Origin of the sequence: Citrobacter sp. Cb028, from assembly GCF_030336705.1 — a bacterium.
GTDB lineage: Bacteria > Pseudomonadota > Gammaproteobacteria > Enterobacterales > Enterobacteriaceae > Citrobacter > Citrobacter braakii.
In genome coordinates, this window is the sequence record NZ_JAOWCZ010000035.1 from 79,337 (window position 1) to 98,791 (window position 19,455).

Annotated in this window: 12 protein-coding genes; all 12 read left to right on the forward strand. The window is 54.9% G+C overall.

The window, feature by feature from the left end; genetic code table 11:
• The first annotated feature begins 7 nt into the window (after positions 1 to 7).
• Positions 8 to 4,942, forward strand: a complete 4,935-nt coding sequence (locus tag OGV75_RS19195) for an alpha-2-macroglobulin family protein (protein WP_286453702.1) — start codon at positions 8 to 10, stop codon at positions 4,940 to 4,942.
• Positions 4,943 to 7,255: a peptidoglycan glycosyltransferase PbpC gene (pbpC, locus tag OGV75_RS19200; RefSeq protein ID WP_047416426.1), complete on the forward strand. Its 2,313-nt coding sequence runs from the start codon at positions 4,943 to 4,945 to the stop codon at positions 7,253 to 7,255. It abuts the gene before it with no gap.
• Between the two features lie 136 nt (positions 7,256 to 7,391).
• Positions 7,392 to 7,823, forward strand: a complete 432-nt coding sequence (gene ndk / locus OGV75_RS19205; protein WP_003037710.1) for a nucleoside-diphosphate kinase — start codon at positions 7,392 to 7,394, stop codon at positions 7,821 to 7,823.
• Between the two features lie 256 nt (positions 7,824 to 8,079).
• A complete protein-coding gene (gene rlmN, locus OGV75_RS19210; RefSeq protein WP_016154002.1) occupies positions 8,080 to 9,246 on the forward strand; it encodes a dual-specificity RNA methyltransferase RlmN in 1,167 nt (388 codons plus the stop codon).
• 284 nt (positions 9,247 to 9,530) lie between these two features.
• Positions 9,531 to 10,520 (forward strand): cytoskeleton protein RodZ, encoded by a 990-nt coding sequence (gene rodZ / locus OGV75_RS19215; protein WP_047358237.1) that lies wholly within the window; start codon positions 9,531 to 9,533, stop codon positions 10,518 to 10,520.
• A 26-nt stretch (positions 10,521 to 10,546) separates the two neighbouring features.
• Positions 10,547 to 11,665, forward strand: a complete 1,119-nt coding sequence (ispG, locus tag OGV75_RS19220; RefSeq protein WP_286481031.1) for a flavodoxin-dependent (E)-4-hydroxy-3-methylbut-2-enyl-diphosphate synthase — start codon at positions 10,547 to 10,549, stop codon at positions 11,663 to 11,665.
• A 110-nt stretch (positions 11,666 to 11,775) separates the two neighbouring features.
• A complete protein-coding gene (gene hisS / locus OGV75_RS19225) occupies positions 11,776 to 13,050 on the forward strand; it encodes a histidine--tRNA ligase (protein ID WP_016153999.1) in 1,275 nt (424 codons plus the stop codon).
• Positions 13,051 to 13,063: 13 nt separating this feature from the next.
• The gene (locus OGV75_RS19230; protein ID WP_016157128.1) at positions 13,064 to 13,684 is read left to right on the forward strand and encodes a YfgM family protein; all 621 of its coding nucleotides are present in this window, start codon (positions 13,064 to 13,066) and stop codon (positions 13,682 to 13,684) included.
• Positions 13,685 to 13,694: 10 nt separating this feature from the next.
• A complete protein-coding gene (bamB, locus tag OGV75_RS19235; protein ID WP_016153997.1) occupies positions 13,695 to 14,873 on the forward strand; it encodes an outer membrane protein assembly factor BamB in 1,179 nt (392 codons plus the stop codon).
• 118 nt (positions 14,874 to 14,991) lie between these two features.
• A complete protein-coding gene (gene der / locus OGV75_RS19240) occupies positions 14,992 to 16,464 on the forward strand; it encodes a ribosome biogenesis GTPase Der (RefSeq protein WP_046275242.1) in 1,473 nt (490 codons plus the stop codon).
• Between the two features lie 300 nt (positions 16,465 to 16,764).
• Positions 16,765 to 18,306 carry a peptide MFS transporter gene (locus OGV75_RS19245; RefSeq protein ID WP_016157127.1) on the forward strand — a complete coding sequence of 514 codons (1,542 nt, stop codon included), beginning with the start codon at positions 16,765 to 16,767 and terminating at the stop codon, positions 18,304 to 18,306.
• A 63-nt stretch (positions 18,307 to 18,369) separates the two neighbouring features.
• Positions 18,370 to 19,452 (forward strand): Gfo/Idh/MocA family oxidoreductase, encoded by a 1,083-nt coding sequence (locus OGV75_RS19250; RefSeq protein ID WP_286481032.1) that lies wholly within the window; start codon positions 18,370 to 18,372, stop codon positions 19,450 to 19,452.
• Positions 19,453 to 19,455 lie beyond the last annotated feature (3 nt).

Genomic DNA, 19,455 nt, shown 5'->3' on the forward strand with positions numbered 1-19,455 from the left:
ATGAAAAATGAAACATTTACGCGTAGCGGCCTGTATGCTGATGTTGGCACTGGTTGGGTGCGATAATAATAACGAAAAATCACCGACGGCTGCGAAGCCTGATGCGCCTGCACCGCAGACTGCGCCAGCAAAAGATAAGGCCCAATTACAAAAGCTGATTCAGCAAAGCCAGGGCAAGTCGCTGACGCTGCTTGATGCCTCAGAGGTCCAACTCGACGGCGTGGCAACGCTCGTTTTGACCTTTTCCATTCCCCTCGATCCGGAACAAGATTTTTCTCGCGTAGTGCACGTTGTTGATAAAAAAAGCGGAAAAGTGGATGGTGCCTGGGAGCTGGCGCCAAATCTAAAAGAGCTACGCTTACGCCATCTCGAACCTAACCGGGAACTGGTGGTTACCATTGAGCGTGATTTACTGGCGCTGAATAAAGCGACGTTCGCTATCGATTATGAAAAAAACATTACCACCCGCGACGTCCAGCCAAGCGTAGGGTTCGCTAGTCGCGGCTCGCTGCTGCCGGGAAAAGTGATTGAAGGGTTACCGGTGATGGCCCTTAACGTTAATAGCGTGGATGTGAACTTCTTTCGCGTGAAGCCTGAGTCGCTCGGTGCGTTTGTCAGCCAGTGGGAATACCGTAATTCGTTGTCAAACTGGGAGTCAGACAATCTGCTGAAAATGGCGGAGCTGGTTTATACCGGACGCTTTGACCTCAATCCTGAGCGTAACACCCGAGAGAAGCTGCTACTGCCACTGAGCGATATCAAGCCGTTGCAGCAAGCAGGTGTTTACATTGCGGTGATGAATCAGGCCGGACACTATAACTACAGCAATGCTGCTACGCTGTTTACGCTCAGTGACATTGGTGTCTCTGCGCACCGTTACTACAATCAACTGGATGTCTTTACGCAGAGTCTGGAAAACGGCGCTGCGCAGCAGGGTATTGAGGTCACGTTACTCAACGAAAAAGGGCAGACACTGGCGCAGGCTACCAGCGACGCGCAGGGTCACGTCAAGCTGGAAACCGATAAAGACGCGGCCTTATTGCTGGCCCGTAAAGACGGGCAAACCACGCTGCTGGACCTGAAGCTCCCGGCGTTGGATCTGGCTGAATTTGATATTGCCGGCGCGCCGGGATACAGCAAGCAGTTCTTTATGTTTGGCCCCCGTGACCTCTATCGCCCTGGCGAAACGGTGATCCTCAACGGATTACTGCGAGATAGCGACGGCAAAACGCTGCCTGACCAGCCGGTGAAGCTGGAGGTCGTTAAGCCCGACGGACAGGTGTTACGCTCGGTAGTGAGCCAGCCGGAAAACGGTCTGTATCGCTTTAGCTGGCCGCTGGACAGCAGCGCGCCAACCGGCATGTGGCATATTCGTGCCAATACTGGCGACAACCAGTCGCGGATGTGGGATTTCCACGTCGAAGATTTCATGCCTGAGCGGATGGCGCTCAATCTCACCGCCAATAAGATGCCGCTGGCTCCAACTGATGAAGTGAAGTTCTCGGTGGTGGGCTACTACCTGTACGGCGCGCCCGCCAACGGTAATGCTCTGCAAGGGCAGCTTTTCCTGCGCCCGTTGCGGGAAGCGGTGCAGGCATTACCGGGGTTCCAGTTTGGTAATATTGCTGAAGAAAATCTTTCTCGCAGCCTCGATGAGGTTCAGTTGACGCTGGATGACCACGGTCGCGGCGAAGTGACTACCAGCAGCCAATGGCAGGAGACGCATTCTCCGTTACAGGTGATTCTGCAAGCCAGTCTGCTGGAGTCGGGTGGCCGTCCGGTGACGCGTCGGGTTGAACAAGCCATCTGGCCTGCGGATACGCTGCCAGGTATTCGTCCGCAGTTTGCGGCGAGAGCCGTTTATGACTACCGCACCGATACTACCGTCAATCAGCCTGGCGTTGATGAAAACAGCAATGCCGCTTTTGATATTGTGTATGCCGATGCGCAAGGTGAGAAAAAAGCGGTGTCCGGTTTACAGGTGCGTTTGATCCGTGAACGCCGTGATTATTACTGGAACTGGTCTGAAGGCGAGGGCTGGCAATCGCAGTTCGATCAAAAAGATCTGGTTGAGGGTGAGCAGACCCTGGATCTGAAGGCCGATGAGACCGGTAAAGTCAGCTTCCCGGTCGAGTGGGGTGCCTATCGCCTGGAAGTGAAAGCTCCGAATGATGCGGTGAGCAGCGTGCGCTTCTGGGCTGGTTATAGCTGGCAGGATAACAGCGACGGCAGCGGGACAGTACGTCCCGATCGCGTGACCCTGAAACTGGATAAACCCGGCTATCGTCCCGGCGATACCATGAAGCTACACATTGCCGCACCCGCTGCAGGCAAAGGTTACGCGATGGTGGAGTCCAGCGAAGGCCCGCTGTGGTGGCAAGAGATAGACGTACCGACGGATGGTCTTGATATCTCCATCCCGGTCGATAAAACCTGGAATCGCCATGACTTGTATCTCAGCGCGCTGGTGGTTCGTCCTGGCGACAAGTCTCGTTCGGCAACGCCAAAGCGGGCAGTCGGCTTACTGCATTTGCCGTTAGGCGATGAAAACCGTCGTCTGGCGCTGGAGCTGGAAAGTCCGGCGAAAATGCGTCCAAATCAGCCGTTGACCGTCAAGATTAAAGCCAGCGTTAAAAATGGCGACGTGCCAAAACAGGTTAACGTGCTGGTCTCAGCCGTTGACAGCGGGGTGTTGAACATTACCGATTACGCCACGCCAGATCCGTGGCAGGCGTTTTTCGGGCAAAAACGCTATGGCGCGGATATTTATGATATTTACGGCCAGGTGATCGAAGGGCAAGGACGTCTGGCGGCGCTGCGCTTTGGTGGTGATGGCGATGAGTTAAAACGCGGCGGCAAGCCACCGGTTAATCACGTCAATATCGTGGCGCAACAGGCGCTGCCGGTGACGCTTAACGAGCAGGGCGAAGGTACGGTGAAGTTACCAATTGGTGATTTCAACGGCGAGCTGCGGGTAATGGCGCAAGCCTGGACGGCGGATGACTTTGGCAGTAGCGAAAGCAAAGTGATTGTCGCCGCGCCGGTAATTACTGAACTGAACATGCCGCGCTTTCTGGCGGGGGGCGATACCTCGCGCCTGACGCTGGACGTGACCAACCTGACTGACAAACCGCAAACGCTGATTATTAATCTCGCGGCCAGCGGTTTACTGGAGCTGATGGGGCAAGATCCCGCCCCGGTGAATCTGGCGCCAGGCGTACGGACTACGCTGTTTATTCCGGTGCGTGCGCGGGAGGGCTTTGGCGATGGCGAAATTCAGGCGCAAATTAGCGGTCTGAATCTACCGGGTGAAACGCTGCCTGTTCAGCATAAACAGTGGAAAATTGGCGTGCGACCGGCGTTCCCGGCGCAAACTGTTAATTACGGCGTCGCACTTCAGCCGGGCGCAACCTGGCAGCTTCCGGGCGAAGAACTGACGAATTTCTCTCCTGTGACGATGCAGGGACAACTGCTGTTCAGCGGTAAACCACCGCTGAATCTGGCGCGCTATATCCGTGAACTGAAAGCTTACCCTTACGGTTGCCTCGAGCAAACGGCGAGCGGGTTGTTCCCATCCTTATACACCAATGCCGCGCAGTTGAAGGCGTTAGGTATCGCGGGCGACAGCGATGAAAAACGCCGTGCGGCAGTAGAGATTGGCATCTCTCGTTTACTGCAAATGCAGCGTGATAACGGCGGTTTTGCGCTGTGGGATAAGAACGGGTCGGAAGAGTACTGGCTGACCGCGTATGTGATGGATTTCCTCGTTCGCGCGAATGAACAGGGCTATAGCGTTCCGGCAGAGGTGATTAACCGGGGTAACGAGCGGCTGCTGCGCTATTTGCAGGATCCGGGCATGATGTCGATTCGCTATACCGACGACGCATCAGCAAGCCGGTTTGCCGTACAGGCCTACGCCGCGCTGGTGCTGGCTCGTCAGCAGAAAGCCCCGCTCGGCGCGCTGCGTGAGATCTGGGAGCGTCGTGCACAGGCGGCTTCCGGTTTACCGCTGTTGCAACTGGGGATAGCGCTGAAAAACATGGGCGACGCCAACCGCAGTGAACAAGCGTTGACGCTGGCGCTGAATACGCCACGCCGTGATGCGCAGCAGTGGATGGCGGATTACGGCAGTCAGCTACGTGACAACGCGCTGATGCTGGCATTGTTGGAAGAGAACAAGCTTAAACCTGACGTGCAGAATACGCTGCTGAACACTTTGTCAGAACAGGCCTTTGGGCAGCGCTGGCTCTCTACTCAGGAAAACAATGCGCTGTTCCTTGCCGCGCGTACGTTACAGGACTTGCCTGGCTCGTGGCAGGCGCAAACGTCACTCTCTGAACAGGCGTTAGCCGGGGAGAAATCACAAACGCGTAATCTGGATGCTGACGCGCTGTCTACGCTGAACGTCATCAATACCGGTAATCTGCCGCTGTGGCTGCGTCTGGATGTGAGTGGTTACCCGCAAACCTCGCCGACGCCTGCCAGCAACGTCCTGCACATTGAGCGTCAGATCCTGGGGCTCGACGGGAACAGCAAAGCGCTGGATTCTCTGCGCAGCGGCGAGCTGGTACTGGTCTGGCTGGAGGTGAAAGCCAGCCAGAACGTACCGGATGCGCTGGTGGTCGACTTACTGCCAGCCGGCCTGGAGCTGGAAAACCAGAATCTGGCCAACGGCAGCGCCAGCCTGCAGGACAGCGGCAGCGAGGTAGCGAATTTGCTCAATCAGATGCAGCAGGCGGATATCCAGCACGTTGAGTTCCGTGACGATCGCTTTGTCGCCGCGGTAGCGGTCAACGAAGGGCAGCCGGTGACGCTGGTCTATCTGGCGCGGGCGGTAACGCCGGGGACCTATCAGGTTCCTGTGCCGCAGGTGGAGTCAATGTATGTTCCGCAGTGGCGCGCGACCGGTGCGACAGAGGGGCTTTTGATTGTCAGACCGTAAATGATGCGCGGGTTGGGGAAACGCGGCTGCTGGCTCTGGCTGGCAGCCGTTGCGCTATTGCTGGTAGCGGGGGTTTGGGCGGCAGATAAAATCTGGCCGCTGCCGCTTCACGAAGTCGATCCGGCACGTGTCGTGGTGGCTTACGATGGTACGCCGCTATGGCGCTTCGCCGACGCGGACGGCATCTGGCGTTATCCGGTGACTATTGATGAGGTGTCCCCCCGTTACCTTGAGGCGTTAATCAACTACGAAGACCGCTGGTTCTGGAAACATCCCGGCGTCAATCCGTTTTCAGTGCTGCGCGCGGCATGGCAGGACCTCTCCTCAGGTCGCGTCGTTTCAGGCGGCAGTACGCTCACCATGCAGGTCGCACGATTGCTCGATCCCCACCCGCGAACTTTCGGCGGCAAGTTCCGCCAGCTCTGGCGTGCATTGCAGCTGGAATGGCATCTTTCTAAGCGCGACATCCTGACGCTATATCTTAACCGTGCGCCGTTTGGCGGCACGCTGCAGGGCGTGGGTGCTGCGAGCTGGGCCTACCTTGGTAAATCACCCGCACAGTTGAGTTATTCCGATGCCGCGCTGCTGGCCGTGTTGCCGCAGGCACCGAGCCGTCTGCGCCCGGACCGCTGGCCGGACCGCGCTGAAGCGGCGCGCAATAAAGTGCTTGAACGCATGGCGACGCAGGGCGTTTGGCCTGCCAGACAGGTGCAGGAGTCACGCGAAGAACCGGTCTGGCTGGCGCCCAGACAAATGCCGCAGTTAGCGCCGTTATTCTCGCGCATGATGCTGGGAAAAAGCCGGAGCGATAAAATCGTGACCACCCTTGACGCCGGATTGCAGCGCCAACTGGAAGAGCTGGCGCAAAACTGGAAGGGCCGCTTACCTGCGCGCAGTTCGCTGGCGATGATTGTGGTCGATCACACTGATATGAGCGTGCGTGGCTGGGTGGGGTCGGTAGATATGAATGACGACTCCCGCTTTGGCCATGTGGATATGGTGAATGCGATCCGCTCGCCGGGATCGGTGCTGAAGCCGTTTATCTATGGTCTGGCGCTGGATGACGGATTAATTCATCCTGCTTCATTGTTGCAGGATGTGCCGCGTCGAACCGGAGATTATCGACCAGGGAATTTTGACAGTGGTTTTCATGGCCCGGTCAGTATGAGCGAAGCGCTGGTGCGCTCGCTGAATTTACCCGCCGTGCAGGTACTTGAAGCCTATGGCCCGAAGCGTTTTGCCGCATCGTTACGTAACATTGGCTTACCGCTGTATCTGCCCGCAGGTGCCGCACCGAATCTGTCGCTGATTTTGGGTGGGGCAGGGGCCAGACTGGAAGACATGGCGGCGGCGTACAGTGCCTTTGCCCGTCAGGGAAAAGCGGGAAAACTGCGCCTGCAGCCAGACGATCCACTGCTGGAGCGTCCGTTGATGTCGGTAGGCGCGGCGTGGATTATTCGCCGCATTATGGCTGACGAAGCGCAACCGCTGCCGGATAACGCGCTGAGCAGAGTGGTTCCGCTGGCGTGGAAAACGGGTACCAGTTATGGCTATCGCGATGCGTGGGCGATTGGCGTTAACGCCCGTTATGTGATGGGGATCTGGACCGGCAGACCCGACGGTACGCCGGTGGTGGGCCAGTTTGGTTTTGCCAGCGCCGTGCCGCTGCTCAATCAGGTCAACAATCTTTTGCTCTCTCGCGGGACAAATCAGCCGGAGGATCCGCGCCCTGAATCCGTTAGCCGCGGCGTAGTGTGCTGGCCGGGCGGGCAGTCACTTGCGCCCGGAGACAGCAACTGTCGACGCCGTCTGGCAACCTGGCTGCTGGAGGGCAGCCAGCCGCCCACGTTGTTATTGCCCGAACAGGAGGGTGTGAGTGGCATTCGTTTCCCCGTCTGGCTGGATGATGAAGGCAAACGTGTGGCGGCGGATTGCCCGCAGGCGCGCGAACAAACGTTAATCGTCTGGCCTTTACCGCTGGAGCCATGGCTGCCGGAGTCAGAGCGCCGTGGGGCGAGATTACCGCCGGTTTCTGCCACGTGTCCGCCGCTGGGGCAGGATGCTTCGCTGCCGTTGCAGTTGACAGGGGTTCGTGATGGCGCGATCGTGAAGCGTTTACCCGGTTCTGCGCTGGCCTCATTGCCGGTACAAACCAGCGGTGGGACTGGCGATCGCTGGTGGTTTCTTAACGGTGAACGGCTGGATGAACGCGGACGCCGTCTTACGCTACGGCTGGCGACCAAAGGGGATTATCAACTGCTGGTAATGGATGACGCCGGACAGGTGGCGACGGTGAGATTTTCGTTGCAGTAGACCACCAGGTGATTTTTGTTGCTAAAATTCATCTTATTTTAAAGAAATGTTATCCTCGTCAATAGTCAATTGCCGGGATGCTCTTTATAATCCGCGCCAGGTAAACAACAACAAAACATCTTTTTCAGAGGTAATCATGGCTATTGAACGTACTTTTTCCATCATCAAACCAAACGCGGTGGCAAAAAACGTTATTGGGAGCATCTTTGCGCGCTTTGAAGCAGCAGGGTTCAAAATTGTCGGTACTAAAATGCTGCACCTGACCGTTGAGCAGGCGCGTGGCTTCTATGCTGAGCATGATGGCAAGCCGTTCTTTGACGGTCTGGTTGAATTCATGACCTCCGGTCCTATCGTTGTTTCTGTTCTGGAAAGCGAAAATGCCGTGCAGCGTCACCGTGATCTGCTGGGTGCAACCAACCCGGCGAATGCGCTGGCGGGTACTCTGCGTGCAGACTACGCTGATAGCTTCACCGAGAACGGTACTCACGGTTCCGACTCCGTTGAATCTGCCGCGCGTGAAATCGCCTATTTCTTCGGTGAAGGCGAGGTTTGCCCGCGCACGCGCTAATCTCCTGCGTCTTTCACATCGCATAGTTTTCTATGCTTTCGGGGAGGCTCGAACGTGCCGCTTTCCTGCGATGCGAAATCCTTTGGAGAGGAATTAGCGATTTACATATTATTTTCGCTAATGCTTCGTGCAAACGTGGCATCCCTGCGCCAGACTTTGTACAATGCAACGCCCCGGAAGAGCAGAACGCTTGCCGGGGCGTTTCTTTTTAACCCTCCACGGGCCACAACGTGTAACAACGAGGCCGGAAAAAATTATGTCTGAATTAGTTAACACCTCTGAAGTCGTCATTCCTGCGGTTCCAAATAAAAATGGAAAAATTAACCTGCTGGATCTGAACCGTCAGCAAATGCGCGAATTCTTCAAAGATATGGGTGAAAAACCGTTTCGTGCCGATCAGGTCATGAAGTGGATGTACCACTATTGCAGCGACAACTTTGATGACATGACTGACATCAATAAAGTGCTGCGTAACAAGCTGAAAGAAGTGGCTGAAATTCGCGCCCCGGAAGTGGTGGAAGAGCAGCGTTCCTCTGACGGTACGATCAAATGGGCCATCGCGGTTGGCGATCAGCGCGTAGAAACCGTGTATATCCCGGAAGACGATCGCGCGACCCTGTGTGTTTCTTCACAGGTCGGTTGCGCATTAGAGTGTAAATTCTGCTCTACGGCGCAACAGGGCTTTAACCGTAACCTGCGGGTGTCGGAAATCATTGGTCAGGTCTGGCGTGCGGCGAAAATCGTCGGTGCGGTGAAAGCAACGGGCGTGCGTCCTATCACTAACGTGGTGATGATGGGGATGGGCGAGCCGCTGCTCAACCTGACCAACGTGGTGCCAGCGATGGAAATCATGCTGGATGACTTCGGTTTTGGGCTGTCCAAGCGTCGCGTCACGCTCTCCACCTCAGGCGTTGTCCCTGCGCTGGATAAGCTGGGCGATATGATTGATGTCGCGCTGGCGATTTCTCTGCATGCGCCGAACGATGAAATTCGTGACGAAATTGTACCTATCAACAAAAAGTACAATATCGAAACATTCCTTGGCGCGGTTCGTCGTTATCTGGAGAAGTCCAACGCTAACCAGGGTCGTGTGACCATTGAGTATGTGATGTTAGATCACATCAATGATGGTACTGAACACGCGCATCAGTTGGCAGAGCTGCTGAAAGATACGCCGTGTAAGATTAACCTGATCCCGTGGAACCCGTTCCCAGGCGCGCCATATGGCCGTAGCTCTAACAGCCGTATCGATCGTTTCTCCAAAGTGTTGATGAGCTATGGTTTCACTACCATCGTGCGTAAAACACGTGGCGATGACATCGATGCAGCCTGCGGTCAGCTGGCGGGTGACGTTATCGACCGTACCAAGCGTACTCTGCGTAAGCGTATGCAGGGCGACGCTATCGATATCAAGACCGTTTGATGTTGAGTGCACTACGGTATAATTCATGTACCGTAGTGCAACGTAAGCCAAATGAGGTTCTTTGTTGTTTTCGTGAGGTCAATAATAACGGTGCGTTTTTGTCGACTTTAAGGCAGTATGTAACGGCGCAACAAGCCTTTAGCCCTCAGGTTTACGTTGTTTTGTCTTTGATAGTCTGACCGTTTTATACTGTCTGACGAAGGTTAACTGACCAGATGTTTCGCGGTGTGGGTGAGCATTGTGGCTCGCCGGCATCAGAACCCAAATTTACGCAGCTGTAGCGAATGAATACTGAAGCCACGCACGACAAAAATGAAGCACTATCCACCGGCGTTCGTCTGCGCAATGCCCGTGAACAACTCGGATTCAGCCAGCAGGCAGTCGCGGAGCGACTTTGCCTGAAGGTCTCCACGGTACGTGATATTGAAGAAGATAAGGCGCCAGCCGATCTCGCTTCAACATTCCTGCGCGGTTATATCCGTTCTTATGCGCGTCTGGTGCATATTCCTGAAGAAGAACTGTTGCCAGGGCTGGAAAAACAGGCTCCGATTCGCCCAGCCAAAGTCGCACCGATGCAGAGCTTCTCGCTCGGTAAGCGTCGTAAAAAACGCGACGGCTGGTTAATGACCTTTACCTGGCTGGTGCTGTTTGTCGTTGTCGGACTGACGGGAGCCTGGTGGTGGCAGAACCATAAAGCGCAGCAGGAAGAGATCACCACCATGGCCGATCAATCCTCCGCTGAGCTGAATGCCGGTAAAGATGGTGCGCAGAACGTACCGTTAGATACCAGCGCCGCAGCGGGCCAGGGTACTACTCCGGCTCCAGACGATGGCGCGGTGGCGGACGCAGCGCCTACGCCAGATGTTGCTGCAACCCCGGCACCTGCCGCTGATGCGCAGCAGAATGCCGTTGTGGCACCTTCTCAGGCTAACGTCGATACCGCAACTGCTGCGCCAGCGACCGCGGCGCCGCTGCCGACTGACCAGGCGGGTGTCACTACCCCAGCAGCCGATCCTAACGCACTGGTAATGAACTTTACCGCCGATTGCTGGCTGGAAGTGACCGATGCGACCGGAAAAAAACTGTTCAGTGGTATGCAGCGTAAGGACGGCAATCTGAATCTGACGGGTCAGGCGCCGTACAAACTGAAAATTGGCGCTCCGGCGGCAGTGCAGATTCAGTTCCAGGGTAAACCTGTCGATCTGAGTCGTTTTATCAGAACTAACCAGGTTGCGCGTCTGACCGTTAATGCCGAACAATCACCGGCTCAGTAACAGACGGCAATGCGGGAGATTTTTTAATGCATAACCAGGCTCCAATTCAACGTAGAAAATCGACACGCATTTACGTTGGGAACGTGCCGATCGGCGATGGCGCGCCCATCGCCGTACAGTCTATGACCAATACGCGTACCACAGATGTGGAAGCGACGGTTAATCAGATCAAAGCGCTGGAACGCGTCGGCGCAGATATTGTTCGTGTCTCTGTACCGACAATGGATGCCGCAGAAGCGTTCAAGCTTATCAAACAGCAGGTTAATGTCCCGCTGGTTGCCGATATTCACTTCGACTATCGTATCGCGCTGAAGGTGGCGGAATACGGCGTCGATTGCCTGCGTATCAACCCAGGCAATATCGGTAATGAAGAGCGTATTCGCATGGTAGTGGACTGCGCTCGTGATAAAAATATTCCTATTCGTATCGGCGTCAACGCCGGATCGCTGGAAAAAGATCTGCAGGAAAAATACGGTGAACCGACGCCGCAGGCGCTGCTGGAATCCGCTATGCGCCATGTGGATCACCTCGATCGTCTGAACTTCGATCAATTCAAAGTCAGCGTTAAAGCGTCTGACGTTTTCCTCGCCGTAGAATCCTATCGCCTGCTGGCGAAACAGATCGATCAACCGCTGCATTTGGGGATCACCGAAGCCGGTGGTGCACGCAATGGGGCGGTAAAATCAGCGATCGGTTTAGGATTGCTGTTGTCCGAAGGGATCGGCGATACGCTGCGTGTCTCTCTGGCGGCGGATCCGGTGGAAGAGATCAAAGTTGGCTTCGATATCCTGAAATCGCTGCGCATTCGTGCCCGCGGGATCAACTTTATCGCCTGCCCAACCTGCTCGCGTCAGGAGTTCGACGTTATCGGTACGGTGAACGCGCTGGAACAACGTCTGGAAGATATCATTACGCCAATGGATGTTTCGATCATCGGCTGCGTGGTGAACGGTCCTGGCGAAGCGCTGGTTTCTACGCTGGGCGTGACGGGCGGTAACAAGAAAAGCGGTCTGTATGAAGACGGCGTGCGTAAGGATCGACTCGATAACGACGATATGATTACGCAGCTTGAAGCCCGCATTCGCGCCAAAGCGAGTATCCTGGACGAAGCGCGTCGTATTGACGTACAGCAGCTTGAAAAATAACAACGTGATGGGAAGCGGCGTGCTTCCCGTGTATGATTGAACCCGCATGGCGCCCGCATTGTTCGGGTTAGCGCTGAGGGTTCATTTTTATATTCATAAAGAGAATAAACGTGGCAAAAAACATTCAAGCCATTCGCGGCATGAACGATTATCTGCCTGGCGAAACCGCCATCTGGCAGCGCATTGAAGGCACTCTCAAAAACGTGCTCGGCAGCTACGGTTACAGTGAAATCCGCTTGCCGATTGTAGAGCAGACCCCGTTATTCAAACGCGCGATCGGTGAAGTCACTGACGTGGTTGAAAAAGAGATGTATACCTTTGAGGACCGTAATGGCGACAGCCTGACGTTGCGTCCTGAAGGGACTGCGGGCTGCGTACGCGCCGGCATCGAACATGGTCTCCTGTACAATCAGGAACAGCGTCTGTGGTATATCGGGCCGATGTTCCGCCACGAACGTCCGCAAAAAGGGCGCTATCGTCAATTCCATCAGCTGGGTGTCGAAGTGTTTGGCCTGCAAGGCCCGGACATCGATGCTGAACTGATTATGCTGACCGCTCGCTGGTGGCGCGCGCTGGGTATTTCTCAGCATGTCAGCCTTGAGCTGAACTCAATTGGTTCGCTTGAAGCCCGCGCTAACTACCGTGATGCGCTGGTCGCCTACCTGGAACAGCACAAAGAGAAACTGGACGAAGACTGCAAGCGCCGTATGTACACTAACCCGCTGCGCGTTCTCGACTCCAAAAACCCGGAAGTACAGGCGCTGCTCAACGACGCACCTGCGCTGGGCGACTATCTTGATGACGACTCTCGCGAGCACTTTGCGGGCCTGTGCAAACTGCTGGAATCCGCAGGTATTGCCTACACCGTCAATCAGCGTCTGGTTCGTGGTCTTGATTATTACAACCGCACCGTATTTGAGTGGGTTACCAGCAGTCTGGGCTCTCAGGGTACCGTGTGTGCCGGTGGGCGTTACGACGGTCTGGTAGAGCAACTTGGCGGTCGCGCAACGCCGGCCGTAGGCTTTGCCATGGGTCTGGAACGACTTGTTTTGTTAGTTCAGGCAGTTAATCCGGAATTTAACGCTGATCCTGTTGTCGATATATACCTGGTCGCTTCGGGGGCGGATACGCAGTCGGTGGCAATGCGGCTTGCAGAACGTCTGCGCGATGAAGTTCCTGGTGTGAAACTGATGACAAACCACGGTGGCGGCAACTTTAAGAAACAGTTCGCCCGCGCCGACAAGTGGGGCGCCCGCGTTGCACTGGTACTGGGCGAGTCCGAAGTGGCTGACGGTACTGTTGTAGTGAAGGATTTGCGCTCTGGTGAGCAAACGGCAGTAGCGCAGGATAGCGTTGCCGCGCATTTGCGCACTCTACTGGGCTAAGGAGAAGGACAGCGTGGAAATTTACGAGAACGAAAACGACCAGATTGATGCAGTAAAACGCTTCTTTGCTGAAAACGGCAAAGCGCTGGCTGTTGGGGTCATTTTAGGGGTTGGCGCGCTGGTTGGCTGGCGTTACTGGACCAGCCATCAGACGGAGTCCGCACGCTCTGCTTCTCTGGCATATCAAAATACGGTGACTGCGGTTAGCGCGGGTAAACCGGATAGTCTTCCTGCTGCAGAGAAATTTGCCGCAGAAAACAAAAATACCTACGGCGCGTTAGCTTCACTGGAACTGGCGCAGCAGTTTGTTGACCAAAATGAACTTGAGAAAGCCGCAAGCCAGCTGCAACAAGGCTTAGCAGCGACCAGCGATGAGAATCTCAAAGCGGTGATTAATCTGCGTCTGGCTCGTGTTCAGGTTCAGCTTAAACAGGCTGATACCGCGCTGAAAACACTCGACACCATTAAAGGTGAAGGGTGGACGGCCATTGTTGCCGACCTGCGCGGTGAAGCATTGCTGAGCAAAGGCGATAAACAAGGTGCGCGTAGCGCATGGGAAGCGGGCGTGAAAAGCGATGCCTCTCCTGCTCTGAGCGAAATGATGCAGATGAAAATCAATAATTTGTCCATCTGAGAGGGACCCGATGCAATTGCGTAAATTACTTCTGCCAGGGCTGCTTTCCGTTACCCTATTGAGCGGCTGTTCACTGTTTAGTGGCGAAGAAGATGTCGTTAAGATGTCCCCATTACCGGTGGTTGAAAACCAGTTTACTCCGTCTACGGACTGGAGCACCTCTGTAGGTAACGGTATTGGTGATTTCTATTCCAATCTTCATCCTGCGCTGGCGGATAACGTTGTCTATGCAGCCGATCGCGCCGGCGTCGTTAAGGCGTTGAATGCGGACGACGGCAAAGAAGTCTGGTCTGTTAATCTGGGTGAGAAAGACGGCTGGTTCTCCCGCGCATCTGCACAGCTTTCTGGCGGTGTAACCGTGTCCGGTGGCCATGTTTACATTGGCAGCGAAAAAGCGCAGGTTTATGCGCTGAACACCAGCGATGGTACCACCGCATGGCAGACGAAAGTTGCCGGTGAAGCGCTGTCTCGTCCTGTTGTGAGCGATGGCGTGGTATTAATTCACACCAGTAACGGTCAGTTGCAGGCCTTGAACGAAGCAGACGGCGCCATCAAATGGACCGTTAACCTCGACATGCCTTCTCTGTCTCTGCGCGGCGAATCTGCCCCAGCGACCGCCTTTGGCGCAGCTATCGTTGGCGGTGATAACGGCCGCGTAAGCGCCGTGCTGATGCAGCAGGGCCAGATGATTTGGCAGCAGCGTATTTCTCAGGCGACAGGTCCAACGGAAATCGATCGTCTGAGCGACGTTGATACCACGCCGGTTATCGTCAATGGCGTTGTCTACGCGCTGGCTTATAATGGTAACCTGACGGCGCTGGATCTGCGCAGCGGCCAGATCATGTGGAAACGTGAACTGGGCTCAGTGAATGATTTCATCGTCGACGGTAACCGTATCTACCTGGTTGACCAGAACGACCGTGTACTGGCGCTAACCACCGATGGCGGCGTGACGCTGTGGACGCAAAGCGATCTGCTGCACCGTCTGCTGACGTCCCCGGTATTGTATAACGGCAATCTGGTCGTGGGTGATAGCGAAGGCTACCTGCACTGGATTAACGTTGACGATGGCCGCTTTGTCGCCCAGCAGAAAGTTGACAGCTCTGGTTTCCTGACCGAGCCGGTCTCTGCTGATGGTAAACTGCTGATCCAGGCGAAAGACGGTACGCTGTACTCTATTACGCGTTAATCGTCCCGGCCGCTCGCTTTGAAAAACGGCTCCTGGTGCAGGGGCCGTTTTACTGTTTTTAACAACGGCGCAAAAAATGTGCCCGTTGTCTGATGATTTATTAAATGAGGCTTTAAACATGGTACCTGTGGTCGCGCTTGTCGGGCGCCCTAACGTTGGCAAATCCACGTTATTTAACCGTCTAACTCGCACCCGAGATGCGCTGGTTGCGGATTTCCCGGGTCTGACTCGTGACCGTAAGTACGGTCGTGCGGAAATTGAAGGCCGCGAGTTTATCTGTATTGATACCGGCGGTATTGATGGCACCGAAGACGGTGTAGAAACCCGCATGGCGGAACAGTCGCTGTTGGCGATCGAAGAAGCAGACGTTGTGCTGTTTATGGTAGATGCGCGTGCTGGCCTGATGCCTGCGGATGAAGCCATTGCGAAACATCTGCGTTCGCGCCAGAAACCGACGTTCCTGGTAGCCAACAAAACTGACGGACTCGATCCTGATCAGGCGGTCGTCGATTTCTACTCGCTGGGTCTGGGTGAAATTTATCCGATCGCGGCATCCCATGGTCGTGGCGTTCTCAGCCTGCTGGAGCATGTTCTGCTGCCGTGGATGGATGACGTTGCTCCTCTGGAAGAAGTGGATGAAGATGCAGAATATTGGGCGCAACTGGAAGCCGAAGAGAACGGCGAAGAAGAACCTGAAGACGACTTCAATCCGCAGGACCTGCCGATCAAACTGGCGATTGTTGGTCGCCCGAACGTAGGTAAGTCCACGCTTACTAACCGTATTCTCGGCGAAGACCGCGTAGTGGTATACGACATGCCGGGGACCACGCGTGACAGTATTTATATCCCGATGCAACGCGATGAGCGCGAATATGTGCTCATCGATACCGCGGGCGTGCGTAAGCGCGGCAAAATTACCGAAGCAGTAGAAAAATTCTCAGTTATCAAAACGCTGCAGGCGATTGAAGATGCCAACGTGGTGATGCTGGTGATTGATGCGCGCGAAGGTATTTCCGATCAGGACCTGTCGCTGCTGGGCTTTATCCTCAATAGTGGGCGTTCACTTGTAATTGTGGTCAACAAGTGGGATGGCCTGACGCAGGAAGTGAAAGAGCAGGTCAAAGAGACTTTGGACTTCCGTCTGGGCTTTATTGATTTTGCGCGTGTACACTTTATCTCTGCGCTGCACGGAAGCGGCGTGGGTAATCTGTTTGAATCGGTCCGCGAAGCGTATGACAGCTCCACCCGTCGCGTCAGCACCGCGATGCTGACGCGCATTATGACTATGGCGGCAGAAGATCATCAGCCGCCGCTGGTGCGTGGTCGTCGTGTGAAGCTGAAATATGCCCACGCTGGTGGTTATAACCCACCAATCGTGGTGATTCACGGCAACCAGGTCAAAGACCTGCCGGATTCCTACAAGCGTTATCTGATGAACTATTTCCGTAAGTCTTTGGATGTGATGGGGACGCCGATCCGCATTCAGTTCAAAGAAGGGGAAAACCCGTTTGCGAACAAACGCAATACGCTGACGCCGACGCAGATGCGTAAACGTAAGCGTTTGATAAAACACATCAAAAAAAGCAAGTAACCGTTGCTGATGCTGATAAAAACCCGTGCTTGTCGCGGGTTTTTTTTCGAAGTTTCATCGCCAGCCTCAGCCCGTGCGATGTCAATCACTATTCATTTTTTACCAAGTTTAAATCTAAGAAAGTAGACATTTGTCGAGTTTTCGTCTTAAAGTCCGGGGGCTGGTACTAGACAAAACTAGCCTTAGGTTATCAAATGGTTAAATAAATTTTCGCCGTATGTAAAAAATCGGTCAGATACGTAACTGGCTGGCGTACATCGCGGTGTTTACACACACGACGACATAACTTTCGGGAGAATTATGCAATCCTCTGTTAATCAAAAAGAAAGCCGAACTTTCTTCGGCCATCCTTATCCGCTCGGCTCGCTGTTCTTCACAGAGATGTGGGAGCGCTTCTCGTTTTATGGTATTCGCCCGTTACTGATCCTGTTTATGGCTGCTACCGTTTATGACGGCGGCATGGGGCTGGCACGTGAAAATGCCTCGGCGATTGTGGGTATCTTTGCCGGTACGATGTACCTCGCTGCGCTGCCGGGTGGCTGGCTGGCTGATAACTGGCTCGGCCAACAGAAAGCGGTGTGGTACGGTTCCATCCTGATTGCCCTCGGCCATCTGTCAATTGCGCTCTCCGCCATTATGGGGAACAACCTGTTCTTTATTGGTCTGATGTTTATCGTGCTCGGCTCCGGTCTGTTTAAGACCTGTATTTCGGTCATGGTTGGCACGCTGTATAAAAAAGGCGATGCGCGTCGCGACGGCGGTTTCTCGCTGTTCTACATGGGCATCAACATGGGGTCGTTTATCGCGCCGCTGATTTCCGGCTGGCTGATTAAAACCCATGGGTGGCACTGGGGCTTTGGCATCGGTGGTATCGGGATGTTGGTGGCGTTGATCATTTTCCGTGTATTTGCCGTTCCATCAATGAAACGCTACGACAGCGAAGTGGGGCTCGACTCCACCTGGAATAGCCCGGTAGTGAAACGTAACGGCGTGGGAGCGTGGCTGTTGGCGCTGGCTGTCGGTGCGGCGGTTATCGTTACGCTGATAGCGCAAGGCGTGATTGTAATTAATCCGGTCGCGGTTGCCAGCATGCTGGTGTACGTGATTGCAGCCTCCGTTGCGCTCTACTTTATCTACCTGTTCATCTTTGCCGGTCTGAACCGTAAAGAGCGCGCCAGACTGCTGGTCTGCTTTATCCTGCTGGTTTCCGCCGCGTTCTTCTGGTCCGCGTTTGAGCAGAAGCCAACCTCATTCAACCTGTTCGCCAACGACTACACTAACCGTATGATCGGTGATTTTGAAATCCCGGCGGTCTGGTTCCAGTCGATAAACGCGCTGTTTATTATCCTGCTGGCACCGGTATTCAGTTGGGCATGGCCGAAGCTGGCAAGCATGAATATTCGCCCGAGTAGTATCACCAAGTTTGTTATCGGTATCCTCTTTGCGGCGGCAGGCTTCGGTCTGATGATGCTGGCGGCGCAAAACGTTCTCAGTAACGGCGGGGCAGGCGTTTCTCCATTTTGGCTGGTGGGCAGTATCCTGATGCTGACGCTTGGCGAGCTGTGCCTGAGTCCGATCGGTCTGGCTACAATGACGCTGCTGGCGCCGGAAAGAATGCGCGGGCAGATGATGGGCCTGTGGTTCTGCGCCAGTGCGCTGGGCAACCTGGCCGCAGGTTTGATTGGCGGTCATGTGAAGGCTGACCAACTGGATATGCTGCCGGATCTCTTCGCACGTTGCTCGATTGCGCTGCTGATCTGCGCTGCGGTACTGATCATCCTCATTGTTCCGATTCGTCGCATGCTGGAAAATACGCAAACTAAACCGGCAACTAGCGCCTGATAACACCTCGATTGTGCCGGGGCAGACGTTATGTCCCGGCTATTCAATTAACGAGGTAAGAGCATGCTGTTAGGATTTGTTGGGCTTGGTGCAGTCGTTGAAACGGCATACTTGCCCGCATTACGTAATATGTTCGGTGATACACTACGCTGTGTGGGATTTGATGTTCAACCCGCAAAGCAGCCCGCAGATGTGACACGCTGTGCGTCGCTCGCTGAACTTCTTGCAATGCCGCTTGATACCCTGTTTATTACCACCGCATCCCTGCATCACCTCGATGTGCTTGAACAGGCGCTGGCGGCTCCCATCGCTCGTATCGTGGTCGAAAAGCCTATTGTCGCCACGCTTTCCCAAATTGAAAAACTGAAAACGCTGCTGGCTCAACCGGATGCTGCCAACCGCGTGCTGGCACTCGACCATTGGATGGCACGCAATGGCGCAATGCAGCTGGCGTTGGGCAAACTCGGAGCGCAGTGGCAGGGCGATAATCCACAACAGGCACTTGTCTCTCACTTTTCACACATTGCTAAAATCGACGGTTTTTTGCAGGAACCGAGCGGGTTTAACGCTGTTGGAGAACCTATTGCGCTAAACTTTGCCACCGGTGAGCCGGATACCCGTGAGCTTCGTCATCCGGACGGTGTGATTCTGGACATTGGCACACATGTACTGGCAATGCTGCGTGAAACAGTGCGTTACCTGGGCGGTAATGACAGTATGACCTTGCAGGTGAAAAGCGCTAAAGACTGTCTGGGACGTAATATTGTAGAGGGCGACCTGACCACAGCAGAAGGAGAGGCGCATCTGCAGGGACAGATTAGCGGCATTCCGCTGGACATCTGGCTGAATAAATACGCGGGGCCGGCTGGCGGACAAAAAGGCTTGCGCCTTTGTCTGCGCGATGGTCGTGTCATTAGCCATGATCGCCGTGGTGTCGAGGATGTGCTCGAATTGATTGACGGTGATGTTGTACAACGCTGGAGTCTGCCTGGTAGCGTATATGCCCATTGTCTGGCGGAGCATATTCTGGGCGCGCAAAGTCTGTTTGAACGCAGCCCACAGGAAGTGAGCCGCACGACGCAGCGCAGGCTGGAGGAAGTGGAGTGCCTGTTAACGTTACAGCAGCAGTTACGCGGGCGGCATTAAACG